At 34.1% G+C, this 26,702-nt stretch carries 23 protein-coding genes and 1 tRNA gene; 12 read left to right on the plus strand and 12 right to left on the minus strand.

All coding sequences use genetic code 11. The features are described from left to right. Positions 1 to 25: 25 nt before the first annotated feature. Positions 26 to 1,741: a glycosyltransferase gene (locus EJ01_RS04725; protein WP_048081549.1), complete on the minus strand. Its 1,716-nt coding sequence runs from the start codon at positions 1,739 to 1,741 to the stop codon at positions 26 to 28. Positions 1,742 to 1,899: 158 nt separating this feature from the next. Between EJ01_RS04725 and purE the strand changes: the two genes are divergently transcribed. The 3 genes from purE to EJ01_RS04735 are packed head-to-tail and all read left to right on the plus strand — an operon-like array spanning position 1,900 to position 4,380. Next, positions 1,900 to 2,913, plus strand: coding sequence for a 5-(carboxyamino)imidazole ribonucleotide mutase (purE, locus tag EJ01_RS04730; protein ID WP_048081550.1), 1,014 nt, complete (start codon positions 1,900 to 1,902; stop codon positions 2,911 to 2,913). Between the two features lie 30 nt (positions 2,914 to 2,943). Beyond that, complete coding sequence (locus EJ01_RS17955; RefSeq protein ID WP_269221198.1) at positions 2,944 to 3,075, plus strand: hypothetical protein; 132 nt, start codon at positions 2,944 to 2,946, stop codon at positions 3,073 to 3,075. Positions 3,076 to 3,093: 18 nt separating this feature from the next. Next, entirely contained in the window at positions 3,094 to 4,380 is a 1,287-nt protein-coding gene (locus EJ01_RS04735; protein WP_048081551.1) for a UbiD family decarboxylase, read from the plus strand. Between the two features lie 73 nt (positions 4,381 to 4,453). On the opposite strand, the gene EJ01_RS04740 is transcribed toward EJ01_RS04735, so the two are convergent. From EJ01_RS04740 to EJ01_RS04760, 5 genes are all read right to left on the minus strand, one after another. Next, a complete protein-coding gene (locus EJ01_RS04740) occupies positions 4,454 to 5,041 on the minus strand; it encodes a hypothetical protein (protein ID WP_048081552.1) in 588 nt (195 codons plus the stop codon). Between the two features lie 331 nt (positions 5,042 to 5,372). After that, on the minus strand, positions 5,373 to 5,948 hold the full coding sequence (locus EJ01_RS04745) for a hypothetical protein (protein WP_048081553.1): 576 nt from the start codon (positions 5,946 to 5,948) through the stop codon (positions 5,373 to 5,375). A gap of 151 nt (positions 5,949 to 6,099) precedes the next feature. After that, positions 6,100 to 7,179 (minus strand): M28 family metallopeptidase, encoded by a 1,080-nt coding sequence (locus EJ01_RS04750; protein WP_048081554.1) that lies wholly within the window; start codon positions 7,177 to 7,179, stop codon positions 6,100 to 6,102. A 144-nt stretch (positions 7,180 to 7,323) separates the two neighbouring features. Beyond that, entirely contained in the window at positions 7,324 to 7,932 is a 609-nt protein-coding gene (locus EJ01_RS04755) for a PepSY domain-containing protein (RefSeq protein WP_048081555.1), read from the minus strand. Between the two features lie 799 nt (positions 7,933 to 8,731). Then, positions 8,732 to 9,526 carry a V4R domain-containing protein gene (locus EJ01_RS04760; RefSeq protein ID WP_048081556.1) on the minus strand — a complete coding sequence of 265 codons (795 nt, stop codon included), beginning with the start codon at positions 9,524 to 9,526 and terminating at the stop codon, positions 8,732 to 8,734. Between the two features lie 743 nt (positions 9,527 to 10,269). Here EJ01_RS04760 and EJ01_RS04765 point away from each other — a divergent pair. Beyond that, on the plus strand, positions 10,270 to 14,214 hold the full coding sequence (locus EJ01_RS04765) for a DUF11 domain-containing protein (RefSeq protein WP_048192855.1): 3,945 nt from the start codon (positions 10,270 to 10,272) through the stop codon (positions 14,212 to 14,214). Positions 14,215 to 14,406: 192 nt separating this feature from the next. On the opposite strand, the gene amrS is transcribed toward EJ01_RS04765, so the two are convergent. The 4 genes from amrS to EJ01_RS04785 all read right to left on the minus strand — a co-directional run bounded on the left by amrS (position 14,407) and on the right by EJ01_RS04785 (position 17,470). Beyond that, entirely contained in the window at positions 14,407 to 15,414 is a 1,008-nt protein-coding gene (gene amrS / locus EJ01_RS04770) for an AmmeMemoRadiSam system radical SAM enzyme (protein WP_048081653.1), read from the minus strand. 161 nt (positions 15,415 to 15,575) lie between these two features. Beyond that, the gene (gene thiL, locus EJ01_RS04775) at positions 15,576 to 16,607 is read right to left on the minus strand and encodes a thiamine-phosphate kinase (protein WP_048081652.1); all 1,032 of its coding nucleotides are present in this window, start codon (positions 16,605 to 16,607) and stop codon (positions 15,576 to 15,578) included. Between the two features lie 46 nt (positions 16,608 to 16,653). Next, a complete protein-coding gene (cfbA, locus tag EJ01_RS04780; protein WP_048081651.1) occupies positions 16,654 to 17,100 on the minus strand; it encodes a sirohydrochlorin nickelochelatase in 447 nt (148 codons plus the stop codon). After that, entirely contained in the window at positions 17,069 to 17,470 is a 402-nt protein-coding gene (locus EJ01_RS04785) for a Zn-ribbon domain-containing OB-fold protein (protein WP_048081650.1), read from the minus strand. Before EJ01_RS04785 ends, cfbA begins: the two co-directional genes overlap by 32 nt. 344 nt (positions 17,471 to 17,814) lie before the next feature. On the opposite strand from EJ01_RS04785, the gene EJ01_RS04790 reads away from it, so the two are divergent. From EJ01_RS04790 to EJ01_RS04800, 3 genes are all read left to right on the plus strand, one after another. Then, the gene (locus EJ01_RS04790) at positions 17,815 to 18,123 is read left to right on the plus strand and encodes a hypothetical protein (protein ID WP_048081649.1); all 309 of its coding nucleotides are present in this window, start codon (positions 17,815 to 17,817) and stop codon (positions 18,121 to 18,123) included. Between the two features lie 236 nt (positions 18,124 to 18,359). Then, positions 18,360 to 19,337 (plus strand): hypothetical protein, encoded by a 978-nt coding sequence (locus EJ01_RS04795; protein WP_048081648.1) that lies wholly within the window; start codon positions 18,360 to 18,362, stop codon positions 19,335 to 19,337. 8 nt (positions 19,338 to 19,345) lie between these two features. Next, positions 19,346 to 20,320: an amidohydrolase family protein gene (locus tag EJ01_RS04800; RefSeq protein WP_048081647.1), complete on the plus strand. Its 975-nt coding sequence runs from the start codon at positions 19,346 to 19,348 to the stop codon at positions 20,318 to 20,320. A gap of 46 nt (positions 20,321 to 20,366) precedes the next feature. On the opposite strand, the gene EJ01_RS04805 is transcribed toward EJ01_RS04800, so the two are convergent. Together EJ01_RS04805 and EJ01_RS04810 are read right to left on the minus strand one after the other, a co-directional pair. Beyond that, positions 20,367 to 20,449, minus strand: a tRNA-Leu gene (locus EJ01_RS04805). 296 nt (positions 20,450 to 20,745) lie between these two features. Further along, positions 20,746 to 21,111 (minus strand): Pepco domain-containing protein, encoded by a 366-nt coding sequence (locus EJ01_RS04810; RefSeq protein WP_048081646.1) that lies wholly within the window; start codon positions 21,109 to 21,111, stop codon positions 20,746 to 20,748. 268 nt (positions 21,112 to 21,379) lie between these two features. On the opposite strand from EJ01_RS04810, the gene EJ01_RS04815 reads away from it, so the two are divergent. The 5 genes from EJ01_RS04815 (at position 21,380) to EJ01_RS04835 (ending at position 26,680) form a co-directional block, all read left to right on the plus strand. After that, positions 21,380 to 22,366 carry a TRC40/GET3/ArsA family transport-energizing ATPase gene (locus tag EJ01_RS04815; protein WP_048081645.1) on the plus strand — a complete coding sequence of 329 codons (987 nt, stop codon included), beginning with the start codon at positions 21,380 to 21,382 and terminating at the stop codon, positions 22,364 to 22,366. A 307-nt stretch (positions 22,367 to 22,673) separates the two neighbouring features. Continuing rightward, the gene (locus tag EJ01_RS04820; protein WP_048081644.1) at positions 22,674 to 23,126 is read left to right on the plus strand and encodes an Lrp/AsnC family transcriptional regulator; all 453 of its coding nucleotides are present in this window, start codon (positions 22,674 to 22,676) and stop codon (positions 23,124 to 23,126) included. Between the two features lie 49 nt (positions 23,127 to 23,175). Continuing rightward, a complete protein-coding gene (locus EJ01_RS04825; protein WP_245611150.1) occupies positions 23,176 to 24,399 on the plus strand; it encodes a magnesium transporter in 1,224 nt (407 codons plus the stop codon). Positions 24,400 to 24,411: 12 nt separating this feature from the next. Continuing rightward, entirely contained in the window at positions 24,412 to 25,674 is a 1,263-nt protein-coding gene (locus EJ01_RS04830; protein ID WP_048081642.1) for an Nramp family divalent metal transporter, read from the plus strand. A gap of 211 nt (positions 25,675 to 25,885) precedes the next feature. After that, positions 25,886 to 26,680, plus strand: a complete 795-nt coding sequence (locus EJ01_RS04835) for an NAD+ synthase (protein ID WP_048081641.1) — start codon at positions 25,886 to 25,888, stop codon at positions 26,678 to 26,680. Positions 26,681 to 26,702 lie beyond the last annotated feature (22 nt).

Below are 26,702 nucleotides of genomic sequence, written 5' to 3' on the forward strand. Positions count from 1 at the left end.
TTTAAAGGTAAATGAGATTTTAAACTCATTTACTTAAGAATATATTTAAAAATTTGCCTCGATCTGACGTTGCAAATTCAAAATTAGAGTTAGTTTGCCCTCCAATTTCTATTTTTATGGTATGATTACCCCAGTAAAGGGCAGTACTATCTTTAGCATCGTTATTATTGATATAAATGGTACGATCCTTCATGTTATTAATGTAGATGCTGTAAGTCCCATCTTTGAGGACTCCTGATGTTGTTGCAACCTTCTGGTTATCAACATATATATTTACTATTCTGCCGTTTTGATAATCTGATTTAATTATAGCTCCTTCAATAATGGATAGGTCGCTAATATTTCCCTGTACTGGCAGGGATCTTTCAATATATATATTGTTGAAGATATTTCTGAGATTACTATCTAATATGACAGTTCTTGTGTCCACTCCGAGATATGTTCGTGCATCTCTTGGCATTCTTAATATATTGTCTTCTCCCTGTATAGTTGGACGTGTAGTGTATTTTTTGTTAAATATGTATATGGAATCTCCATAATTCAAGCCTAATGTTTTCATAGCGCTGGATGGAACCCTAAAAATGCTATATTCATTTTCAAGGGCGCTATCTACAGTATAAGGTCCTCTTGACTCTAATTGTAAACCATTAGGGCCTATTAGCACGAGATTACCTGAAGCTGGCTGTATTGATATTGTCCCATCATCTATGCTTACATATCCTACAAATGTGGATATCATAGTTAACAGTATCAATCCAGAAATAAGAATTGGAAAGTGCATATAAAACAATGACTTTAATGTGGGAAGTCTTCCACTGGATTTTGAAAGAATATTCACTGTCCTTTTTACAAGAAGTACGCCATAATAAATGGCAATTATTAGCCCTGATACCAGAATTACTAGTCCTATATCCATTGGAATTTTGTTAACAAAAAATATGGAGAAAAGCCCTAAAGTTATAAGTGAAAGTCCTAAAATGGCCATTCTTATATTTTTTCCCAGGTCATCCATCATGGAAAATCTACCGTATGACATGGCACGGTCTACAATAGTTCTTACAACTTCATTGGCCATTTTATTCAGGCCTTCAATGGATGAATGGACGTGTTCAATTTCACCTATATCTACTTCTTTTATCCTCATTCCCCTAACATCAGCGTCCAGCACGATTCCAATATCTACCCCATAATCTTCTTCAAACTTTATCTTACTTAAGAAACTTTTTTTCGCTGCAAATTGCCCGCTTAAAGGCTGATCATATTTTAATTCTGGGAAAAAGAAATTTAAAAGTGGTTTGGCGGTTAATTCGGTCACTCTTCCTGCTTTTCGTTTGAATTTTGTTTTGGTTACGTCTGCTTTTCCATCTAATATAGGTTTGATGATTTTTTCCACTTGTCTTGCGGTTAAATTTTTCAAATCCGCATCAATGAAGGCAACAACATCCCCATTTGAATTTTCAAAACCAGTTTTTATAGCTGCACCTTTTCCTTTGTTTTTAGAATGGAGTATAACTGTCGCCCCTGCTTTTTGTGCAACACTTGCGGTATCATCTGAAGATCCGTCATCGACGACAATTATTTCATTGACACAATCTAAACTATTTATAACACCAATCACTTTTTCTATAGTTTTAGATTCATTATAAGCTGGAATTACAATAGATACTGTCATTTTTGTTTCTGAACCTCTGTTTTTGATGGATGCCACTAGTAAGACGAAAAGTAGGATAAACCATGACAAAATGTACACCTCAATTTCCAATGTTGATATTACATCAAATTTTATAAATAATGCGAGTTATATTGAAATATCTGAAATACCTATTTACTTTCTTACATATGAAAATTTCTTATTTTCATTATAAAAAATTAATGTTATCAGATATTTGAAGGTGTAAAATGAAACCAAGAGTTATGATATTACTGGGAAGCTCATCTGATTTCTCTATAGCAAAAAAGGCTATAGATATATTGGAAACATTATGTATTCCTTATGATATTAAAGTAGCTTCAGCACACAGAACGCACGAAAAAGTTAAAAAAATTGTAACCGAATCTACTAAAAATGGAATAGAAGTATTTATGGGAATTGCTGGACTTTCAGCCCACTTACCTGGAATAATGGCAGCGAATACTCATAAACCCGTGGTAGGAGTACCAGTAGATGTTAAAGTAGGCGGGCTCGACGCGCTTTACGCCTCAGTTCAAATGCCATTTGGGGCACCGGTTGCCACTGTTGGAATAGATCGGGGAGACAATGGGGCACTGCTTGCTGCACAGATAATTGGAATTCATGATGAAGAGGTAAGAAAAAGGGTTTCATCAATGAGGAGTTCCTTCTTTGAAAAAGTAAATAAAGACGAAAGCAAACTTCTTGAAAAGGTTAATGGTAGTTATTATTCCCCTTCATCATTTGATGCTCAAGAATTTAAAAAAGATGATTGCGCTGGAGAACAAGAATTAGATTCATATGATGATCTAGATGTGGCTATAATTGCTGGAAGCCATTCTGATATCAAATTTGCCCGGAAAACCACTAATTTCCTGGATAAAATGGATGTATCCTATGATTTCAGTGTTATATCTCCTGTAAGACATTCTAAAAAGTTTGAAGACCAGTTAAAAAAAGTTAGAAATGCTAAGCTTTTTATAGCTCTAACTGGACTATCGGCACACGTTACTGGGGCTATTGTAGCTTATACAGAGAAACCAGTTATAGGAGTCCCATGTTCAATTAGACTTGAAGGGATGGACGCGCTGCTTTCAATGGTTAACATGCCTCCAGGAGTACCTGTTGCAACAGTAGGAATAGATAATGGGGGAAATGCTGCTATTTTAGCTGCTGAAATGCTTGGAATCACAAATAAAAGTGTTGAAACTGATATAATACGGTTTAAAGGAAATATTGAGTAAATTATGGGGATAAAACCTTTAGGGATAAAAATGAAGGAAAAAGATGAGCACTACACTAATACTTGTCAAACAAGTGGTTGTGGTTGTTCTGTGAATCAAATATGGTTAGGAATTGCAGTTATTGTAATTATAATGATTACAGCAGCGATTTTTGGTAATTAAATTCGTGGGTTGGTAGTTATGAGAGAATTTTTGAATCGGGTTCTTGAAGAGGATTTTAAGGTTATTAAGATTGAGAAGGAAGTATCTGCTGAATATGAAGTCGCAAAGATTTTGAGGGAACACCCGAAAGATGTGCTGATCTTTGAAAATGTTAAAGGTTATGATATGAAGATCATATCAGGTATCTGCAATACTAGGGATAAGATTGCACGTGGAATTTCAGTTACAGTACCTGAAATTACAAAACGGATAATGAAAGCCACAGAGAACCCTATACCTGTTAAAAATGTTGAAAATATCAAAGAAAACTTCAATACTCAAAAAGAGCCAGATTTAAGTAAAATTCCAGTACCAACTTACTACAAAAAAGACGGCGGGGCTTATATAACTGCAGGAGTTGTAATAGCAAAAGATCCAGAAACGGGAATAAGAAATGCATCGATCCACAGGATGCTTGTTTCTGGAAAAGATAAGCTTGGAATACGAATAGTCCCAAGAAATCTTTATACTTACTATAAAAAAGCGGAAGAAATGGATAAACCGCTTGATATTGCTATTGCAATAGGTATGCACCCTGCAACACTTCTCGCAACAACCACTTCTGTTCCAATTACAACGGATGAACTTGAAGTTGCAAATAATTTCCATAATGGAAATATGAAACTTATAAAGTGTGAATCTGTTGATTTAGACGTGCCCGATGCTGAAATAATTATGGAAGGTAAAATTTTACCCCACGAAAGAGAACCTGAAGGTCCATTTGTAGATTTAACAGACACCTATGATGTTGTAAGAGAGGAACCGATTATAAACATTAATAAAATCCATTACAAGAAAGATCCTTTCTATCACGCTATAATGCCTGCTGGATTTGAACACAGGCTTTTACAGGGGCTTCCGCAGGAACCAAGAATTTATAACGCTGTTTTAAATACAGTTCCAACTGTTCAGAATGTTGTTTTAACTGAAGGGGGCTGCTGCTGGCTTCACGCTGCAGTTTCTATAAAGAAACAAACTCAAGGTGACGGTAAAAATGTGCTAATGGCAGCGCTTGCGGCTCATCCATCCTTGAAACATGCTATTGTAGTAGATGAAGATGTTGACATATTTGACCCTGAAGATCTTGAATATGCTATTGCAACACGTGTTAAAGGTGATGATGATATCATGATAGTCCCTGGAGCTAGAGGTTCTTCACTTGACCCTTGCGCAAAGCCTGATGGTACCACTACTAAAATTGGAGTGGATGCAACTAAGCCTTTAGATAAGCTGGAAAAATTTGAGAGGGTTAGTTTTAGTGAATAGTTTAATTAAATATTAATTTTTTTTCTTTTATTTTAAGGAACTTTCTCTAATTCAAAAAAGTCAAAATGAGGATTTAACCTTTTTTAATATATGTCCAGTAACCAGTACCTACCACAATAATCAAAATAATCACTCCAAGTATAAACCCAACATTAAAGCCCATATTATTGTTTGATGGTTCTGGAGGGATCGATGCAGTGGCATTGGCTGCATGGGTAAAATTAGCTGGTTTTGATTGTTTTTGACTATTTGGGGGCGCTGGATCTACATTTACTTTAAGGACTTCACCAGTATTGCAGTCCACACGGATTTGTCCAACATTTTTACCATTTTTATCATTGATCTGTATCATCCAGACAGGATACGCATCAATTACCTTATATCTAATTTCTCCGCCGGAGTTAAACTGATCTTCATCAGCTACAGCTACAGGTATCCATTTCACCTCTCCAGTTTGGGTATCGTTTACTTTAACTTTTAAATCATTCCATTCAGGAGTAATAGCAGAATATGGCAGATTATGGGAGTTTAAATAGCTTTGAGCAGATGATCTGGCTTGATTTTGACCAATTACAGGTCCTCCATTAGCATAAACAAAATTTAAAGTTCCTATTACAAAAAATACTATTAAAAATATTTTTAAAATATATCTAAATGTCATTGAATTCATTCCTTTGAATTTGTTAAGTTAGTGTTAACTTACTCTATTAATAAAGTTTCCTGTTAAATGATTATTTATATTTGAATGGGCATGCTTAATTAAAACTAATTAATAGGGTTTATGGCTATTTGGATTTCTTTTAAAAGGATATCGGGGCTATATATCTGAAAAAAAGTTTATTAATAGCCTGAAGTATCGTGATTTAATACAGAAATATAATGAGTTTTCAAGCAGTATTTATACTGGCAGCGTTAAATACCAGAATTTAGAATTTAATTCTATGCATAATCAAAAATTAACATAATTGTGTAAAAAAAGTTGAAATGAGGATTTAACCTCTTTTATTATACATCCAGTAACCGACACCTGCCACAATGAGTAGAATGATCACACCAATTATAAGCCCTGTGTTGTTTGTTTGCCCTTGAGAAGCTTGATTGGTTGGATTAACAGCGTTAGTTGCATTGGTCGATGTTGACTGGTTATTGTTAGTTGTGGATACAGGGTCTAAAATTGCTTTTAGAACATTACCATTTTCTGAATCTATATAAATTCTTCCAACATTTTTTCCATTTTTGTCATTAACCTGTACGACCCATGAAGAGTTATAACCTTGAACCCATTCATATCTGCCAGGGCCACCGAAATCAGGGCTGTCGCCTTTAGCTTCACTTTGAGGTATCCATTTTACTTCACCAGTTTTTGTATCTTTTACTTTAGTTTTCCAATCATCCCAGCCAGGAGTTACTGCAGTGTAAGGTAAATTATGTGCATTTAAATAGTTTTGAGCTATTGTTTTAGCTTGATTGGCGCCAATAGTAGGCCCAGAATCAGCATAGGCGAGATTTAAAATTCCTATTACAAAAATAGTTATTAAAAATATTTTAAAGATATTTTTCAATGCCATCGAACCCCCATTTATACTTTGGGTTTATTATTGGATTTAAGTGATAATAAATATTGTCTTTAAATCACTATTTTTTTTACTTAAATGGGAATATCTATAAAAAAATAAAGATTAAATAGATTAATGCATGGAAATTTGTAAATATGCATCACTAAGTTACTGAAATATTTTTTACAGCATAAAATTTGTCAATATTATTTATACTTGTTTTAACGAGGCTTAAAATTGTATCTAAGTGTTTTTCTAGTTCTCCTTCCCCACCATTATTTTTCACCAGATTTTCATAATTATCGTTCACTGTAAGATAGCCTGGCATTTCATTATTATTGTGGGTTGAAGAATTGACATTTGGATTTTCCAGACATGTTAAAAACGTTGAAGGGATATTTGCGTAAGAAAAGGGCAAATAAATGTGGCTGATGGGGTCATTTCTACCTTGGGGCTCTTCATAAGTCATGAAATCAATTTTTTCAGCATTAAAGTCATTAATTCGGGCATTGAAAACTAAAAAATTTACGAATGATTGGTTATTTTCAGCAAACGAATCTTGACTCACAAAGCATGGAATACCTTCGCCAACAGCCTCTAAGCTTATAACAGCAACAGTATTGTTTATTGAATCCTGGTTTTCAAGAAGGTAATGTCTTGCACCTATTAAGTAGGGTATGTACATAATTTTGTTGTATTCTTCTGAATTTAGGCTGGTTCTTGGACTTGCATTAACTGGAAGAGTATATGGATCTTCACCAGCTCCAAAACCTATTAATTTAATGGTAAAATAAGGTTTTTCATGTTGATATTCCTTTGCAAGTCCTATTAGCACTGCAATTGATGTTACATCGTCATTAGCTCCTTCTGTGTAATTACCGGTATTTTTATCTTTTATTGTATCTAAATCTGCACATATTATGATCTGTTTGGAAGATGCCCCCTTTATGATGCCTATAACATTTTCAGAGCTTTTAACACCTTTTGAATACATTGAATAATATTTAAATGATTGAACTTCGGTTTTAACTCCATAACTATTGAGTTTTGATTTGAGATAATGGGCAGTTTTATTTTCATTTTCAGATCCTGCAGGTCTAGGCCCTATTTCCTGTGAAATGTATTTTACATCTGATACTAATGATAAATCCGAAGATTTACCATTAACATTTGAATTTATCAATAAAAGAGATATAATAACTACAAAGATTATGATTGGAATAAATATTTTTTTAAAATTCATCTTATTTGCTCCTAAAAAATAAATCCCTCGAAATCATAGATTTAGGGGTATCACAATCTTCGATTGTGAAAAACCTACAGAAATTCTATGAATTTCGAGAGTTTCTTAGGTACCAAAAATCTATGATTTTCGAGTAAGGTTACCTCATATTCTGGTATACATGAAGTAGCCAGCACCTATTGCAATAATTAAAGCGATTATACCAAATATTTCTGTACTAAAGCCTGAGGGCTCTGATTTACTGTTTGATTCAGGGAAAGTCTGACTGGTTGCATTGGTCCCATTAGTTGTATTTTTTAGTGCAGTATTTTCGGTTGTTTTGGATAAATTTTTGGTTTGGAACTTTTTTGGTACTGTAACTTTTAGAATTTTACCAGTTTCTCCATCAATGTAGATAGTTCCTGTATTTTTCCCATCCCTGCTGTTAACTTGTACAAGCCATACTCCGTACATATTATCGAAAACTTTTTTGTATATGCCAGGTCCACCAAACTCTGGGTCATCGTGAATGAATGTGTTAATGGATATCCATTCTTTTTCTCCAGTTTTGGTATTTTTAACATAGTAATACCAGATGTTCCCGTTAGGAGTTACTGCAGTGTAGGGCAAGTTATGGGAATTCAAATAATTTTGTGCTATTGTTTTAGCCTGATTTTCCCCTATGCTTGGCCCTGTATCTGCATAGGCACAGTTTAAGATTGTTATTATTAAGATAGTTATTACTGCCAGTTTAAAGATGCTTTTAATTGCCATTTAATCACCTCCAAAGAATTTTTAATTTTTTGGGGTCCTCGAAATTCGCAGAATTTCGGGACATCGAAAGTGAAGCTTTCGAATGTTCAGGAAATGCTGCCAAAACCTTCGATTTTGGCATGCAAGCATTTCCTTCAACCTCCTAAATTTTTTAATAAAAAATTTTGGGGCCATAGAACACTGTGTGTTCGGGGCATGGAAAATTTTATAAAAATTTTCAAATGTTTAGGAAATTATAAATTTCAATTGTAATTTCCTTCAACCTCCCACAAATTTTTAATTTATTATTAAATCAACTTATTAATAAACCTTTTGTAGGATGTTTATTTTTGTTATAAAAGCTTTATTAGTAAAATTAGTATGTATTGGGGGATATAAAGCTTAATATAGATTTTTAAAAGAGTATAACATGTATATATATTAAAAAGATATTATTTAAGATTTTAAAAGATCAATAGGCGTGTATAATTTTTATATTTAGTTTATATTACAATTAAAAATGTTTAATATGCATTTAAAATTATTTTAAAGATATTTTTTGTTGATATTGCTTTTTTATCCAGTTATCGTAGGTATTGACTATTTTAAGGTAGCATAACTTTTCACGTATTGTAAACTTTATACGGGTTTTTCAGCACTGCTAAATTTTGAGAAGTATAAAAATAATAATTTAAATTAAAGGAATTAAGACTGGATTAAATCCAATCTTAACCCTATGATTTAACAGCGCATAGTTATGGACCTAACGATGCAGCGTGTTAACTTGATTGACAAATAAATTAAAATGAAATATATCTGTTTAAATGAACTCTATCGATCCTTTTACAGGTAAGTTTATTTTTTTATCTAACTTTTTTATAACAAAGGTGCAGTATTTATCTCCTTTAGCAACACATTTAATTTCCTCAACTGAAACTTCAGATTGGAAATGAATGGAGAAAATGGACTCGAAAGACCCTTTAGCAATTGCACAATTGGGGGTCCCTGTATTAACCATGTTTTTGCATTCGAAATTATCATCGATACGAATAGTTAATGGATCTTCACCTATTAATGCGACATGTCCCGCTTCGAATTTATCGAAAAAAACAGCCATATTTTCAATTAATTTCTTAGTCTGGGGAGATTGGACTTGTTCGTACATTGATTCGCCCATAAAATTTCCTATATTAACCAGTAATGGATCTATGTCAATGCCGTTGTTACTTAAAAAAAATCTAATGCTTCGCAGGGATAATGCATAAAAATCAACTGGATTGTCAAGTTGAGTAAAACAATTCTTAAAGTAGTTTTTTAGATTAATATTTAATTTTATATCTGTAGATAATTCAACATACTGCTTTGCTTTAATATGAAATAGTTTCTTTCGTTTATCGTAAGGATCACTTTTTGATCCAATTAAGCCTCTATCTTCAAGTATTTTTAGATGATTTGAGAGAGTAGGTTTGGATTTGCCAGTTTTATCCAGGATTTCGTCAAAATAAAGATCTTTTTCTTCAAGGAGTGATAATATTTTAGTTTTAGTGGCAGACTCAATTATTTTGGGCCCCTCTGGAGTCATATATAATTGTACATAATCAGATGTTTTTGCCATATAGTTAAATAGTGTAAATCTAGTATATAATTTTTCGGGACATATGATAATTGTTTTTATTGATTAAAACAATTTTGTTAACTTATTGATTAATAAAATATTATAATATCCTTTATTTGTATTAAAACAAATTATTAACACTTATTTGATATAACAACCTGTGAATATGGTTTATTCTATATTTTAATATAAATAACTGTTTTAAAGTATATATTTATCTTTATAATTGTTTTAATAAACTATTTATATTATTTAAGAGGCTTTATGTAATTTGGGTTTTAATAAAATTTTATTATGAGGCATACTTTTATTACAAATTAATATTAGACTTTATATTTTTAAATTATATAATAAAAAGTGTTTTTTATTTTTAGAAAGTTCTATTAACCTCAATTAGATTGAACTGACCATAATTTTTGACATATATTGAATTATTCAAACATGTAGAAACCTTTTTATAGTGGAAGGAACAAAATGCCGGGTAAGAAAATAATAAGAAATTATATTAATTTAGACTATCTTGTATTTGGACTATACCAAGTTTTAAAAGTCAGGAGTTAATTTCCATGAGTATTTTATTAAAAAAGGTAAAAATTGAATTAATTTCATCTGTAATAATAGTCAATAGCGGCGTAATTGCCTATTACTTATGTAGGGGTGATATATTAGCTTAAGACGGATTATGGGTGAAAAATGAAATGAAATAAAAGAAATGAATTGATTATGATAGGAGGTGAAATTAGGTGAAATATAGTAAAAAACATGGGGTATTTTTGTTTGCAGTATTATTCCTTGCACTAATGCTGTGTAGTACAGCTTCTGCAGCAACCACAGGTAACGTAACACTTAATGTCAGCGGTGCAAATAATGTTACAAATTCTATAATTTCAGGTAAAGTTATAGAAAGTCCATCAAATTCAGGATTAACTGGGGTTTCAATTAAAGCCGAAACTACAGGTGGTAATCTTTTAGCGGAAACAATAACAGGAACAAACGGTACATATGCTTTGAACTTTACCAGTTCTGATAAAGCATTCAAAGTTACTGCAAGTAAGTTAGGTTATATTTCTTACACTCAAAAAGTGAATGTAAGTCCTAACGCAAATGATCCAAATACTCTATATGGCACTGCAAATTTTACACTATATAAATTACATGCATACAGTGGTAATGCTTCAAGTTATGTATTGAATGTAGGCGTGCTTCCACAAGTTTTATTGGATCTTTACGCCGGAAAATCAAGTTCTTGGGTGAATAGTACAGCTTCGCCTTACGCAAGTAGCGCGGACACACCTTTAGAAATTAAACTTCTTAACGGCAGTTTATTATCTGGCCTTTTAGATGTGAATTCAACAGGAGATCAGGGTACTGTAAATGGAGGTATACTTCCATCAAATTTACCAGCTCTACTGCAAGCTTTAGGACTTAAAATAGGCCTTTTAAATGCTACTGCTAATTCAAGTACTCATCCTCCAGCAGCAAATGGAGGAAGTAGTGTAGCATCAGTTGATCTGAATCTGCTTAACTTGCTTCCAGTTCTGAATTTAAGTATAATAAATTCAAGTACTAGTGTAACACCAAATGCAAATGTTACCGCAGTAACAAGTACATCAGGAAATGGGGTAGCAGATATAACCCTTTTAGGAGGGGTATTGCAGATCAAAGCGTTACAGGTAACTGCAACAGCAACTGCAAATGGACAACCTGGTGGAGCTAGCGCTAATTTCAAATGGTCAGTAGCTGATATACTGCTTAACGGTAAGAGTATTCTAAGTGAATTAACAGCAAAACTTTCTGTTGAACTTCCGGGAGTACTGAACATATCTATAGGTAATCCTGTAATAAATATAGCTGCAGATGGAACATCTGCTAGCGTATCTGGAGATGCTATAAATGTAGAGCTCCTTGGATTGCTTTTAGGTGGAGTAAAACTTACAATTGGACACGCTGACGCTGCAGCACAATTTGTAGCTGATGCAAAAGCTGACTTAAGTCTAACTAAAACAGTAGATGATGCAACACCACAATACCAGCAAAATGTTACATTTACATTAACTGCACATAACAACGGGCCTGCCACCGCAACAAACGTTGCAGTAACTGATAAATTACCAACTGGGCTCAAATTTGTCTCAGCAGATGGTAACTACGATGCTGCAACTGGTGTATGGACTGTTGGGAATTTAGCAAGCGGTGCAACTGCTGTATTACATATAGTAGCACAGGCTATCGCTGCAAACACTCAACTAACAAACACTGCAGTTATAGGCGGAAATCAGACCGATACAAATTCCAGTAACAATCAGGCTAATGTAACTATAAATGTGGGGCCTGCTTCTGACCTGGGTATTAAAATAACCGTGAATAATGCAAATCCAAAATATTTAGATTATGTAACTTTCACTTTAACAGCAAGTAATTATGGACCTAACGATGCAGCAAACGTTAAAGTGTACAATACATTACCTAAAGGATTTAATTATGTGTCAGATGATTCTAACGGTAAATTTAATTCTACCTCTGGATTATGGGCAGTCGGTCCTTTAGCTAACGGTGCTTCAGCTATACTGCATATAGTAGCACAGGCTATGATTTCCAATGCTACAGTAACTGATACTGCTAATATAACTGATCCAGACCCTACTAACACTACAGAATTCTATGATCCAAATTCTAGCAATGACAATGCGAGTGTATCAGTTGATGTAGGGCCTGCTACAGACCCTGCTGTAACCATAACAGCATCGGCTCCACGTTGTAACTGTCTGGATGAGGTCATGTTTACATTAACTGCACGTAACAATGGGCCAAACAATGCAACAGGAGTAACTGTAATGGCCGCACTGCCTGCAGGACTTAAATTTGTATCTGCCGACGGTACATATAACTCAACAACAGGAAAATGGACCATCGGAAACTTAGCAAGCGGCGCAGCTGCTACACTACACTTAGTAGCACAGGCTACTGGTTCAAGGACTACAGTAACTACTGCAGCATCTATATTTGGATATGAACTTGATACAAATGATACAAACAACAATGTTAATGTAACTACAATTTTGGATCCGGTCACTGACTTAAGTATAACCAAAACTGCTGACAAAGCTACAGTTAACTACCTGCAGAATGTGACCTTTACATTAACAGCACATAACAGCGGACCTAATGATGCAACTGGTGTTACTGTAACTGATAAGTTACCATCTGGACTTAAATTCTTGTCTGCTAGTGGTAATGGTACATATAACGCTACAACTGGTGTATGGACTATTGGTAATTTAGCTAACGGTGCAACTGCTGCCTTAAAAATAGTAGCACAGGCTATTACCTCAAACACTAAATTAACAAACACAGCTGTTATAAACCCGAACACTGCTGCAAACGAAAATGATTTAAACACTACTAACAACCAGGCTAATATAACCGTAACTGTGAACCCTGCTTCTGATTTAAGTATAGCTAAAACAGTAAGCAATGCAAACCCAAAATATCTACAAAATGTGACTTTCACATTAACTGCACATAACAATGGGCCAGATAACGCTACTGGTGTTACTGTAACTGATAAGTTACCATCTGGACTTAAATTCTTGTCTGCTAGTGGTAATGGTACATATAACGCTACAACTGGTGTATGGACTATTGGTAATTTAGCTAACGGTGCTGATGCCATATTAAAAATTGTAGCACAGGTTACTATTTCTAATGGTAAGGCTACCAACATAGCTGTTATAAATGAAACCAACTATGATCAGAACAATACCAACAACCAGGGTAATACAACCGTAGTTGTAGGTCCAGCTTCTGATCTTAGCATCACTAAAACAGCAAGCGCCAGCAAAATTAACTATTTAGGACAAGTAACTTTCACATTAACAGCAAGAAACAATGGACCTGATGCTGCTACTGGTGTTACTGTAACTGATAAGTTACCTACAGGACTTAAATTCTTGTCTGCTAGTGGTAATGGTACATATAACGCTACAACTGGTGTATGGACTGTTGGTAATTTAGCTAACGGTGCAACTGCTGCCTTAAAAATAGTAGCACAGGGTATTGTTGCAAACACTGCATTAACCAATGTCGCAATTGTAACCGGAACAAACTATGATCAGAATTCAACCAACAACCAGGGTAATACAACTGTAACCACAGGTCCAGCTTCTGATCTGGGCATAACCATGACAGTTAACAAACCACATCCAAAATATATGGAGTATGTGACTTTCACTTTGACAGCAAGTAATTATGGACCTAATGCTGCACCAAACGTTAAGGTATACGTTACATTACCTAATGGGCTCAAATTTATCTCAGCTGATGGTACATATAACGCTACATATAACTCAACAACTGGATTATGGTCTGTAGGTCCTATGGCTGTTAACACTAATCAGACATTACACATAGTAGCACAAGCTATGGCCTCAAACATAGTACTGACAGCTAAAGCATACATAACTGATCCTCCAGAAGATCTCAGTGAATTCTTTGATCCCAACAGTGACAATGACAATGCAGATACTACATTGGATGTAGGTGAAAATGGTTCATCAGATACAGGCACAGATACTGGTACAAATACGCCATCAAAAACTATTCCGATGCAAAAAACAGGAATTCCCGCTGTTGGAATCTTACTGGCTGCATTAATGGTTTTTGCTGGAATAAGACCTAGAATGAAATAAAAAGATAAATCTATTTTGCTCGAAAATCAAAGCATGCAAACACCTTGTGTTTGCTGTTGAAATTAAAATTTCGACAGATTTTCGAGATTTTTTTTTTAAATGATTTAATAATTCAAATGTATTTTTAACTTATTCTAAAATTATAATAATTTAGTTATTGAATGTGTAAATTATTTTAAGTTTATATCTAAATTAAGTTATAATATTTAGTTTTGCTTTACATGCAGGGCATATTCCTTTTTCTTTAATTTCTTTACTTACAACTTCAAATCCGTTTCGTTGTATGACCATTTTTCCACATTCCGGACAAAATGTACTTTCTTCACCGCCTGTAGAAACATTTCCAACATATACATATTTCATTCCTGCATCTTTTGCAATTTTATAAGCTCTCTGGAGCGATTCTACTGGTGTTGGTGGTAATTGGCCTAATTCATAGTATGGGAAAAATCTTGTAAAATGTAGAGGAACTTCTAATCCTGTTTCATCTACCATAAAGTTTACCAGGGTTTTTATATCATCTTCAGAATCGTTGTATCCGGGTATAATTAAGTTGGTTATCTCAATATGGATTTTATTTTCATAAAATCGCTTTATATTATCTAAGACAGGTTGAAGCCTTGCCTGGCATAAATCATTGTAAAACTTGTCAGACATTCCTTTTAAATCGATATTGGCAGCATCAAGGTATGGACTTATCATTTCGAATGATTCTTCACTCATGTATCCATTTGTTACATAAATTGTAGCTATTCCTTCTTTTTTTGCAAGTTTTGCTGAGTCATATGTATATTCAAACCACATAGTTGGTTCATTGTATGTCCATGCAATGGATTTACATCCGTACTGCTTGGTAAGTCTTATTGCTTCTTCAGGAGGTAGCTCCTGTGTTGGAATTTCTTCTATATCCACCTGTGAAATATTCCAGTTCTGGCAGTGTTTACATCTAAAGTTGCAGCCCACTGACCCAATGGAAAAAACAGTTGAACCTGGGTAAAAATGGAAAAGGGGCTTTTTTTCGATGGGGTCTACGGCTACAGATGATGCGGCAGCATAATTTAATGCACAGAGCTTTCCATCCATGTTTGCTCTCATGCTGCAGAAACCAGTATCTCCTTCTGCAATAACGCATTTTCGGGCGCATATTTTGCAGTTCATGGCACCATCTAATTTATCATAAATAAGGACTTCTTTTTTCATGATTACTCCCCACAAAACCTTTTTATTTATAATTTAATCAAGAATTTGGATATCCATGTTGTGATATAATTATATTTGATTTGATATAAAAATAATTAGATGAGTATTAAAGGATAATATGTTGGATTAGCTGGAATCTTAAATAGCATCAAGTGGTTCAATTAACCTTTTTTAGGGGATAAATGCTCGTAGCCGCGGGGTTTAATTACACTTTTTGTCCCATCTTTATGCAGAATTTCTATTTTTCCAGAAGATGTTACATTTCCTATTTCATAGAGGTGAATTCTCTCTTTAATTTGTTTAAATCCTTCTTTTTTAACAGTTAAAAGAAGTTCAAAATCTTCACCATAGTAAAAAGCAAATTCTAGTGGATTTTTACCTGTTTTGTTTGCTACTTCTATGATTTCTTCAGGAATTGGGAGCATTTCTTCATTTAATGTCATGCCGATTCTGTAGTTATTTGCATTTATGAGCTCATCAATTTCACTTACCAGACCATCGGTTATATCTGTTGCAGAAGTTATAATGCCACTTTTTGCAAGTAAAATTCCTTCATTTGTTCTTGCTTTTGGATTTAAAGCATGTTTCAACAGATGATCTTTGTAATTTGGATTCAAATCTTGAAATTGGTTTTTATTAAATAAAATCTCAAATCCAGCAGCTGCAAGTCCAACAGGACCAGTGACAGCAATTATATCTCCGGGTTTTGCTCCATCTTTCATTAAAACGTTTTCTTTTTGGACAATTCCTAAACATGTTCCGCAAAGAGTAAGCTCATGAGATTCATTTGTATCTCCTCCAATGAGCTTCATACCATATTTGGAGCACATATCCAGAATGCCTTCAATTAGCTCTTCAAATTCGTCAAGTAACATGTCTCGTGGCAGTCCCATGGAAATAATGATTCCCACTGGTTTAGCACCCATCGCAGCTAAATCGCTCACATTTACAGTTACTGATTTTTTACCAATTTGATTGTAGCTCATATCATCTGGAAAATGAGTAGATTTAAAAAGCATGTCTGATGTTGCAACTAGATACTGGTCTCCTAGATTGATAAGTGCTGCATCATCACTTAAGCTTTTAAAGGAAAATTTATCTAGAAAAGTAGAATTAAAGTCGGATTTTTCGGTTTTACTTAAAATCCGTTTTATAAGTCCTTTTTCCCCAATATCTGAAATTTTACGGGGCATTTTTTAACCTTGTTTAATTATAATTAATATTTAAAAAAGAAAAGAATTAGAGGGCACTTGCTACCCTTTCTTTGATAATGTCAACAAGTCTTGCATCAGCGCCAAGAGGTTCGGTGTATATAATTTCACCATCAAATTCAATTTCTTCTTGTTCTTCCTCTTCTTCGTGGCTGTGGCCGTGGTCATGGCCATGTGAATGTCCATCATCTAAACCTAAAATATGTGGAATGTCCTGTTTAGTATGAACCCCATGTGCTAAAAAGACTGGTGTTACTATTATCTTTTCTACACCTTCTTTTGAAAGCTTGTTTATTGCAGAAGGTATTGAGGGTTTGGATATGTTCATAAATCCTACTTCAACAAGATAATCTGAATTCTCTTTGTACATTTCAGCAATCTGGCTAACTACATCTTTTCCATAGGGCAGCCTGCTTCCATGTCCTACAAGTAAAATACCTATTTTAGCAGTTTTTGAGTCTGAATTTGTATCCATATGATATCACTCCATCGTCGCCTTCTTCTTTAATCTTTCTAAAGACCATTTCAACTTCGTCGCCTATTTCTATATCTTCTGGGTTGCAGTCAACAATTTGGCTTGTTAATTTTGCCCCTTCTTCAAGCTCAATTATGGCCACTACGTATGGAGCAATGGTCTTAAATTCATCTGTAGGAGTATGTATGACAGAATAAGTATGGATTTTTCCTTCTCCTTTGAGTTTTAGGTCTTCTAGTTCACCTTTTCTTCTGCATTCTGGGCATATGACTCTTTTTGGGAAAAAAACTGTTCCACATTGTGAGCATTTTGATCCAATTAGGCTGTACCTCTGTGGTATGTGACGCCATCCTCTTACTATATCTTTCATTTGATTCCTCCAACGTTTTCAAAGTGAGTTGATATAACTCTGGTTAAATTAATTATAATAATTAATTATTATAATTTAAACTGTAAGTTTAGATGTCTTTTTGATCTATTTATATATATTTGTTAGCAATTATAAGGGCTAACTACAATAAAATTCTTTGGTTTTTATTTTCTAAAATAATATTAATTTTAAATTTAATAATATCACAACTGGTTAAATTTTGTGATATGGTTCTATTTGTAACTAAAATGTAGTATTATTAAAATTAAGTACTTTATATGGCTTTATATACTGTAATAAAAATAAGTAATAACAATCAGCATTGATAATTTGGAGGATAGAATATGGATAAGTACTTATCATCAATTATAGCGGGTCTAGCAATGTTTTTAGTGTTCTTTTTGTCTAAAATGGAGGTAAGCTTTATTTTATGTTTTATTGGCTTAATATTCCTGATAGGTGGTATACAGAAATATTATGATTACAAAAACAGGATTAGCATTTTACTGCCAGCAGCAGTAAGTTTGGTAGGGTTGTTTTTGATATATATGCAGTTTAGACTTGATTATATTGTAATGGGATTGTTCATGTTAGTATTGGTTGTTTTATTGATTTCAGATTTATCATATCCGCGAAAGGAAGATATTAGATAATCAAACTTTATTCATGTTTAGTTTTGAATAGTACTAATTTTGGTGTAATATTAATTTATGCGGGTTAAATTTTATGATATGGCCCAATTTACGATTAAAAGTAGTAATATCAGAATTAAGTACTTTATATAGCTTTATATATTGTAATAGAAACAAGTATAATTGATATCATTGGCTTATTATTTTCAATAATTTATGCCATTATTTACAACGGATAATTGATTAAAGTGACATGAATGGATCAAAAAGGATATGTAATGAGTGGATTGACCCTTCTACTTATAATTCCTGTTTTTCTTTTAATGGCTGTTTTTGTAGATATGGTTCACACTGGCAGCGAAACTCAAAGTTTAGGGGTACAGTCTGATGTAACATTTTACACAGCAAAAGACATTGAAGGTAACATACCTAATTTAACAGAGAAAATTTTACAAAAAACTACAGATAATGTCGTTAAGACTGGAGTTCCATTAACAGATAGCAGGAATACTATTAAAAATAGTTTACAGGAAGAAATGAATCAGTTATCTGAAAGATACGGGAACAGTGGAAATATGAATGTCACATGCAGGATATGGTCTGTAAATCCTACATCAGATCCTTTTAAAATTGAAGTTAATTCAACTATTCATGTCCAGAAGGGTAATTTGGCTCATGACGAGCATATAAGTCAAAATATTTCGATTACAGATTCAAATTATCCGATTCAAGATCCTCTGCCTTTTATAAAGTGTAGAAGCTACGGTGAAATAACCAATACCAGTACAAAAATTTTTTACGGTTCAAGTCTTGCAAAAATGTTAAAAGATAAACATTTAAAAAATGCCAATATTTATGAAAATGCTACATCTCCTCTTTTTATTAAAAAATGCCCTTATGATCCGTATATAAATCACAGGAAATCTCTTCATTTTGTGGTGCTTAAAAACTGCATAGATAACGGTTATTTTCATGAAAGCAGTGATGGATCCTGTTTTTTATGCAGATTGGAAGGTAAAGCCGTATGTTATCATTACGGGTTTGAAACATTTATAGTGCCATCTAATTCTTCTGATTCGCGATTAATGTATGCTCCCTGTTCAATCGAGCATGTAATATTTGATGATTATCCTTATTCTGGAAAAGGAATTGTATATTATTCAAATAAGTCTAATTACTTGAAATTATTTTTAGATAATGGACATAGGCAGAAATACGGCTTACCAAAATATTAAGTGATTAAATGAGAAAAAAAGGCTTTAAAAAGGATAACAAAGCACAGATATTTTCACTTGATGTGCTGCTGGCTCTAATTATAATAGCGGTTATACTGGGCATTTCAGCAGATGCTATGGACATGGTAAGCTATAAAGCGCAGGATTATTCATCAAGACTTTCAATTGAAAGAATAACTGCAGATGCAGCAGATACACTCATAAAATCTTCAGGATCTCCTGATAAATGGGAAGAATATGAAATCAAAGGTGATACTGTACCGGGACTTGCAAAAAAAGAGGTAGACCAGACGGTTCCTAATACTCTTTCATTTGTAAAAATTTTAAAACTGAAGGACAATTATGCTCCGCTTATGTATGGTGGTCTACTTCCATATTGTGTTGATTCCAGCATGGTGATCTATCCTATAGATCCATCATTAGGCCCAATCATAGTGATGAATGATACAGTTCCAGAGAGCGCTTCGGAAGTTGCAGTTGCAAATAGGACGGTATTGTGCGAATTTATGCATATCTCTGCTGTAATTAAGATTGGGATGCATAAAGATCAGCAGGTGTCAGAAGAATGTGAAGTTTGCCCCCATGCAGATCACAACCAAAATAATTTGAAGACAGGAGATTCTGGATGGACATGCCATCATTTTAATGTTACTGCAGCGGATTTAAACTCAACAGACTTTTATGTAGTCACTGATCCAGTTACTGTAACTGATTCTGCAAGGTGGGGAATTGATAGAGCAGATGCCCAATTGGATTGTAATTGCAAGTTCAATAATGGGCCAATAGCTGTAAATGATAAAATAGGGAAAGCAGTGAGTAATAATACAAAAGCTGTTTTATGGTTCCATGTTTTAAATGGGGCTTTAAGGGATAGCTTTGATAGTTATGTAGTCGGTGTTCCAAGGGGAACGCCTTTAGATGATGTAAAACTTAGTTATTTAGGACCTCAGCCGTGTTTTTTTGTTTTAAAGGTTTGGTACTAAAACTATATTTTTTAAAAAAGCACTCAAAAATTTACGAGTTTTGGAGTGCAGGGGGTGGGATTCGAACCCACGAAGGCCTACACCAATAGGCCCTGAACCTATCCCCTTTGACCGCTCGGGAACCCCTGCAGCGTAAAATATAAATTTCATATTTGAATTTATCTAATTTAGCTAAACTCTCAAAATAAATATTGTAAACAGTTTGATGTTATCTATCTAATATTTTTTCTATAAAAACATTTCGTGATTCCTATGTAATCTTAAGGTGAAATTAAAATTTCCCAATTATTTTTAGATGTTGTTTACTTTTTGGTCTTTTTAATACTCATTCGTCTGTAGCGAACAGGTTCTTCCGGGACCCTTTTAGGTTTATGGAGTTTCTTCCTATCTCTTTTTAAAACAGGCATGTTACAACCTTAAATAATTTATTTGCGCGCTAAAGTAACTTGAATTCCAGATTCAGATCCTACAGATATTCCGCTGGATCCTAAAATGGATACTTTCCCGTCTAAATTAACACCAACTGAAAAAGTTACTTTATCTACTTGAAAATCATTTAGTACTGGTTTTGATTCTGATAAAAGGCTTAAAACTTCAACTAAACGGTCATTAAATTCTTTCTGGACTTTATCAAAATCCAGCTTTTGGGGTTGTCCAATGAGATATCTGTTCATATCTTCCATTGCACCTTCATACTCTTCTGCTTCACCACTTAGTGGTTCCTTAATTACCCCAACTTCAAAATCAGGTATAAGAAATTGAATTGTTAATGGTTTTTCCTGCCCTGCCATATTATCCCCCTTTAAATTAATTAAGTAATATATCAATTTTAGTATTTTCTTATGTATGATAAGCAAAATATTTATTATTTGCCTTATAAATTAAAAGAAGTATGGCCCTCTCTAAAGTGCTGCTCACTTAATTAGCTTTTCAAAATCGCAAGTTTTGAGGTTATAAAAAAATTATTTTGGGAGAGGTTAAATATAAAAAGAACATAATGTAACTATAATAAAATCTAGTTTTTTTACTGATTTATCAATATAGTTATGGAGGATTAAAATGGCATTTAAAGACCTTTTTAAATTCAACAAAGGAAAAACAACATTTGTATTTATAGGTGGAAAAGGAGGAGTCGGTAAAACAACCGTATCTGCTGCAACAGCATTATGGTTTGCAAGACAGGGTAAAAAAACTCTTGTAATTTCTACAGACCCTGCACACTCCCTTTCTGACTCTTATGAGAAAAATATAGGACACAACCCAACACCAATAGCTGAAAATCTAGAAGCAGTGGAAATCGATCCTGAAATTGCTATGCAAGAATATCAAGCACAGATGGAGCAACAGAAAGCAATGAATCCAGGTATGGATATGGGAATGCTCCAAGATCAAATGGATATGGCTTCAATGGCTCCAGGTATTGATGAAACAGCCGCATTTGATAAATTCATGCAGTACATGACTACTGATGAGTATGACATCGTTGTATTTGATACTGCACCAACAGGACACACTTTAAGATTACTTTCTTTCCCTGAAATGATGGATTCATGGGTTGGAAAGATGATTAAAATCAGGCGTCAGGTTGGAAGTATGGCCAAAGCATTTAAAAACATCATGCCGTTTATGGGTGATGAAGAAGAAGAAGACCGTGCTTTAGAGGACATGGAAGAAACCAAAAAGAGAATACGCGAAGCAAGAGGCGTTATGGCCGATCCTGAAAGGACTTCTTTCAAGACCGTTGTTATACCTGAAGAAATGTCAATTTATGAATCGGAAAGGGCTATGGAAGCTCTTGCCAAGTACAACATAACTGCTGATGGTGTTATTGTAAACCAGATCCAGCCAGAAGAAGCTGACTGTGAGTTCTGTGCTGCAAGACGTAAAATACAAGAACAGCGTCTTAAAACTATCCAGCAGAAGTTTGGAAACCAGGTTATAGCACAAATACCTCTTCAGACAGAAGAAGTTAAAGGTATGGATAAGCTTACCCACATTGCAGATATTCTCTACGGCGAACCAGAAGCTAACCCCGCTTCTAACTAAATTTTATTTGAAAACCTGAAATTACAGGTTTTTGAATTCTTTTTACTTTATTTTTATTTAATTTTGTAAATTCTTCTGAGTTTAAATCTATTTTTTTCTAATAATTACCTGAAAAAATGAACATTTTTCATTTATAATTAATAAAAATTTAGTGTAATTTATTATATTTTTTGATATTTCCAAAGATTTCACATGCTTTTGGAAAAATCCTCAACTTTTACAAAAATGTTGGTAATTTTCCCAAACCTTTATAAGTGATCATTGGTATACAGTAATCTGCAATAACCAAACAGGTGTTGGATAAACAATGGATGATATAGACACGGCTATACTCCGTTCCTTAATTAAGAATTCGAGAATTACAATATCTCAAATGTCAAAGGAAATTGATGTTCCTGATGCGACCATCTCCAACCGGCTTAAAAAGCTGGAGGCAGATGTAATAAAGCGTTATACAATGATACCCGACTGGCAAAAAATTGGCCTTAGCATAACTGCCATAATTATAATTCAAACAGAATCTGAAAAGCATGAATTTGTTAAAGAAGAGCTATCAAAGCTTGAGGAGGTATCAGAAGTATACAGTGTATCGGGAGAGTACGATATTCTCATTAAAGTTTGGGTTCCAGGTATTGGAGAGCTCAATAAATTAATAAACAGCAAGATCCGTTCAGTTGATGGTGTTGAAGATTTAACTGAAATGATTGTAATGGAGCGTGTTAAGGAAGATATGGTTCCCATAATCCCAGGGACGGAGTGATCGCAGTATTTAATTGGAGGATGGTACGATGCGTTTTCTAAGTGAAATCATGAAAAAAACGATAGTTGACCTTGACGGCAACAAAATTGGAAAGTTCAAAGACTTTATAGTATCAGTAAATATACTTTACCCGCTGGTTGAGGCAGTAAGCATACGTACGTCCGGTAAAAAAGATATACTTGTTTCATGGGAAGATGTGGATCATATAAACAAAGAGATTAAGCTTAAAGTTAAACTTGAGGATATTAAAGAGTATAAGCTTAAAAAAAGGGATATTAAACTTGTAGAAGACGTCCTCGATAAACAGGTTGTTGATCTGGAAGGTAAAAAAATAAGAAGGATCAACGATCTCCAATTGTCAACTACCCGAGGATACTACAGACTTATAGGGGTAGATATAAGCTTCAAAGGTATACTAAGGCGCCTTGGCATTGAAAAGATCGCAAGCAGCCTTAAAATAAACCTTCAAGAAGATTATATATCTTGGATGGATGTGGATGTACTTGAAAGTGATATCTCTCGTTTAAAATTAAAAGTGCCGGAATACAGCTTAAAAAAACTTCACCCTGCAGACATAGCGGAAATTGTGGACCAGCTGAGTATCAATGACTCAATTACCATCTTAAATTCGCTTGATGATGAAGTTGCAGCTGATGCTCTCGAAGAAATTTCTCCTGAAAGGCAGGTCAGCCTTTTTGAGGAAATGGAAACTAAACGGGCTGCCGACATCCTTGAAGAGATGTCACCTGACGATGCAGCTGATTTAATAGGTGAACTTTCAGACGACCGGGCGCAGGAATTACTTGAATTAATGGATCCTGAAGAAGCAAAGGATGTGGAATCCCTTTTAAAATATCCGGAAGACACTGCTGGTGGAATAATGACCACAGAATTTGCATCAGTTAAAGATGGCCTTACAGCACGTGAAACTCTTAACGCACTTAGGGAAATGGCCAGAGAAGTGGAAAGTATTTATTATATCTATATTTTATCTAATTCTAATTCATTAATAGGGGTCATGTCTTTAAGGGAGCTGCTGCTTGCTGATCCTGAGCAAAAAATTGCAGAAGTCATGCATAGAGACATAATATCAGTGGACGTTATGGAGGAAGAGCATGATGTGGCGAAAAAAATTGCAAAATATAATTTACTCGCCCTTCCTGTAGTTAAAGACGAAAATAGGATTCAGGGTGTTGTTACTGTTGATGATGCTATAGATATTGTACTGCCTACTGCATGGAAAAAACACGTTCCAAGAATGTTTGGAAGATAATGGGGGGCTTAAATGGATATTCGAATTTTTACAAGAGTATTTAAACACCCTATTATTTTGAGTTTAATAGTGTTTCTTTCAGTGATGGGTCCTGGAATAATAACTGCCAACGTTGACAACGATGCTGGAGGCATCACAACCTATTCACTGGCGGGTTCCCAGTTTGGATATGATATGCTCTGGCTTTTTATTCCAATGATTATAGCTTTAGCTATTATTCAGGAAATGGGCGTACGAATGGGTATTGTATCGGGTAAAGGGCTTGCAGACTTGATACGTGAAAAGGTAGGGTTAAAACTTACATTTGTAATGATGATTGCCCTGCTTGCTGCTAATATGGGTAATATTTTAGCTGAATTTTCAGGTATTGCTGTAAGCAGCGGAATATTTGGAGTTCCTAAATTCGTTGCATTACCTGTAGCTGCATTATTTGTCTGGCTTTTAGTAGTTAAGGGCACTTATAAAAGTGTCGAAAAGGTATTTTTGTTAGCTTCATTAGTTTATCTATCTTATATTGTAGCAGGATACCTTTCACAGCCCGATTGGGCTCTAGCTGCGCATAATCTGGTAGTGCCTCAGATATCTTTAAACACTGCTTACATTACCATGATTATAGGACTGGTTGGAACAACTATAGCTCCATGGATGATGTTTTACATTCAATCTTCTGTTGTAGAGAAGGGAATAACATTAAAGAATCTAAAATACTCAAAGTTAGACGCAGTATTTGGGGCAATAGTCGTAAACATCGTGGCGTTTTTTATAGTGATAGCATGTGCAGCCACTATAAATGCCAATGGGATTCAGGTTAATGATGTTGTAGATGTTTCAACTGCACTTGTTCCTCTTGCAGGGCAATATGCAAGTTTACTGTTTGCGTTTGGATTTTTAAATGCATCCCTATTTGCAGCAAGTATCCTACCGTTATCTACAGCATACTATGTGTGTGAAAGCTTAGGGTTTGAAGCAGGTGTTTCTAAAAGTTTTAGAGAAGCCCCAGTATTCCATGGATTATATCTTGGGCTTATAATACTGGCAGTCATAGTTATCATGCTTCCAAATGTGCCGCTTCTATCTATACTGTACCTTTCACAGGTTGCAAACGGTATTTTACTGCCCTTTTTACTTATATTGATGCTGTTAATTATCAATGATAAACGCATAATGGGGGAACATGTAAATTCAAGATTATTTAATTATATAGCATGGGCTACAGTTGTAATCGTGATGGGGCTAAGTATAAGCCTTGTAATAACTTCATTTTTCCCCACATAAGTTAATTTTTTTAAAGGGTTCTTAAAATATTTTTTTTATTAAGTAAGTTTAAACCCATCTAATTTCTGGATTATAATTTTACTATATCGGCATATCAACTTGTATACTGTAAAAAAGGATACTCTTAAAATATATCCTATAAAAACAGTCTTATTTAAAGAATTATAAACATACTGATAAGTGAATCTTTAAAATGTAAACTGTGATTAAGATGGAAGGAGAATTTAAATTTCCCAAATTAGATGCGCAAAATGCTGTAGAAAAAATATGCTGCTTCATAAAAAGTAAATTAGAAGAATCAAAAGCCGATGGTTTAGTTATAGGGCTTAGTGGGGGAATCGATTCTTCAACAGCAGCTTACCTTTGTGCAAGGGTAGTAAAAAGTGATAATATACTTGGACTAATACTTCCAAGTGAAACTACATCTAAAGAGGATATAGAAGACGCAAAGGCAGTTGCAGAAAATTTAGGAATAAAATACAAGAATTTACATATAGACCCTTTAATTGAACCTTTCCCAGAATTGTGCCCTGAGTGCAGCGGCAGTGCACTTGCAAATGGAAATTTAAAAGCACGAATAAGGATGATGCTTCTTTACTACCATTCAAATTCAATGAATAGGTTAGTTATGGGAACTGGAAATAAAACTGAGCTATTAGTGGGTTATTTTACAAAATATGGGGATGGTGGAGTGGATATTTTACCGATAGGTGATCTTTACAAGACCCACGTAAAAGAAATAGCTGAATATATTGGTGTTCCTAAAAATATAATTGAAAAAGCACCTACTGCAGGTTTGTGGACAGGGCAAACTGATGAAGATGAGCTTGGAATCACATATGATCTTTTAGATAAAATACTGTACCTCATGGTCGATGAAAACTTGAGCATTCCCGATATTGCAGAGCGCCTTAAAATTGAAGAAGATGAAGTTTTAAGGGTTAAAAACATGGTGGAATCATCAAAACATAAGTTATCCTCACCTTCCCTTATTGAGATTGATTAAATTTATTTTAAATTTTTTTTAT

Source organism: Methanobacterium veterum (genome assembly GCF_000745485.1).
In the GTDB taxonomy this organism is placed as follows: Archaea; Methanobacteriota; Methanobacteria; order Methanobacteriales; family Methanobacteriaceae; genus Methanobacterium_D; species Methanobacterium_D veterum.

Bases quoted from the DNA above. Each gene is read 5' to 3' on its own strand.
- purE (WP_048081550.1), top strand. From the start codon at position 1,900: ATGAAACCAAGAGTTATGATATTACTGGGAAGCTCATCTGATTTCTCT.
- EJ01_RS17955 (WP_269221198.1), top strand. From the start codon at position 2,944: ATGAAGGAAAAAGATGAGCACTACACTAATACTTGTCAAACAAGTGGT.
- EJ01_RS04735 (WP_048081551.1), top strand. From the start codon at position 3,094: ATGAGAGAATTTTTGAATCGGGTTCTTGAAGAGGATTTTAAGGTTATT.
- EJ01_RS04740 (WP_048081552.1), bottom strand. From the start codon at position 5,041: ATGACATTTAGATATATTTTAAAAATATTTTTAATAGTATTTTTTGTA.
- EJ01_RS04745 (WP_048081553.1), bottom strand. From the start codon at position 5,948: ATGGCATTGAAAAATATCTTTAAAATATTTTTAATAACTATTTTTGTA.
- EJ01_RS04750 (WP_048081554.1), bottom strand. From the start codon at position 7,179: ATGAATTTTAAAAAAATATTTATTCCAATCATAATCTTTGTAGTTATT.
- EJ01_RS04755 (WP_048081555.1), bottom strand. From the start codon at position 7,932: ATGGCAATTAAAAGCATCTTTAAACTGGCAGTAATAACTATCTTAATA.
- EJ01_RS04760 (WP_048081556.1), bottom strand. From the start codon at position 9,526: ATGGCAAAAACATCTGATTATGTACAATTATATATGACTCCAGAGGGG.
- amrS (WP_048081653.1), bottom strand. From the start codon at position 15,414: ATGAAAAAAGAAGTCCTTATTTATGATAAATTAGATGGTGCCATGAAC.
- thiL (WP_048081652.1), bottom strand. From the start codon at position 16,607: ATGCCCCGTAAAATTTCAGATATTGGGGAAAAAGGACTTATAAAACGG.
- cfbA (WP_048081651.1), bottom strand. From the start codon at position 17,100: ATGGATACAAATTCAGACTCAAAAACTGCTAAAATAGGTATTTTACTT.
- EJ01_RS04785 (WP_048081650.1), bottom strand. From the start codon at position 17,470: ATGAAAGATATAGTAAGAGGATGGCGTCACATACCACAGAGGTACAGC.
- EJ01_RS04790 (WP_048081649.1), top strand. From the start codon at position 17,815: ATGGATAAGTACTTATCATCAATTATAGCGGGTCTAGCAATGTTTTTA.
- EJ01_RS04795 (WP_048081648.1), top strand. From the start codon at position 18,360: ATGGATCAAAAAGGATATGTAATGAGTGGATTGACCCTTCTACTTATA.
- EJ01_RS04800 (WP_048081647.1), top strand. From the start codon at position 19,346: ATGAGAAAAAAAGGCTTTAAAAAGGATAACAAAGCACAGATATTTTCA.
- EJ01_RS04810 (WP_048081646.1), bottom strand. From the start codon at position 21,111: ATGGCAGGGCAGGAAAAACCATTAACAATTCAATTTCTTATACCTGAT.
- EJ01_RS04815 (WP_048081645.1), top strand. From the start codon at position 21,380: ATGGCATTTAAAGACCTTTTTAAATTCAACAAAGGAAAAACAACATTT.
- EJ01_RS04820 (WP_048081644.1), top strand. From the start codon at position 22,674: ATGGATGATATAGACACGGCTATACTCCGTTCCTTAATTAAGAATTCG.
- EJ01_RS04825 (WP_245611150.1), top strand. From the start codon at position 23,176: ATGAAAAAAACGATAGTTGACCTTGACGGCAACAAAATTGGAAAGTTC.
- EJ01_RS04830 (WP_048081642.1), top strand. From the start codon at position 24,412: ATGGATATTCGAATTTTTACAAGAGTATTTAAACACCCTATTATTTTG.
- EJ01_RS04835 (WP_048081641.1), top strand. From the start codon at position 25,886: ATGGAAGGAGAATTTAAATTTCCCAAATTAGATGCGCAAAATGCTGTA.